Origin of the sequence: Pseudomonas sp. SWRI51 (assembly GCF_014268825.1) — a bacterium.
Lineage (GTDB): Bacteria > Pseudomonadota > Gammaproteobacteria > Pseudomonadales > Pseudomonadaceae > Aquipseudomonas > Aquipseudomonas farsensis.
Map to the genome: position 1 here is coordinate 1 of NZ_JABWRG010000211.1, position 231 is coordinate 231.

1 tRNA gene is annotated in these 231 nt (G+C 58.4%); it reads left to right on the forward strand.

Annotation, left to right across the window (positions count from 1 at the left end):
• Positions 1 to 155: 155 nt before the first annotated feature.
• Positions 156 to 231: transfer RNA gene (locus HU720_RS24060), tRNA-Gly, on the forward strand.

Below are 231 nucleotides of genomic sequence, written 5' to 3' on the forward strand. Positions count from 1 at the left end.
GGGAATAGCTCAGTTGGTAGAGCACGACCTTGCCAAGGTCGGGGTCGCGAGTTCGAGTCTCGTTTCCCGCTCCAGTTACACGGTTATCGCCTTTGGCGGTACAGGTGGTGAAGGCCTTACGGCGCTTCACGCCCAATGCAGCAACGCTTCATCTTGCGGGAATAGCTCAGTTGGTAGAGCACGACCTTGCCAAGGTCGGGGTCGCGAGTTCGAGTCTCGTTTCCCGCTCCA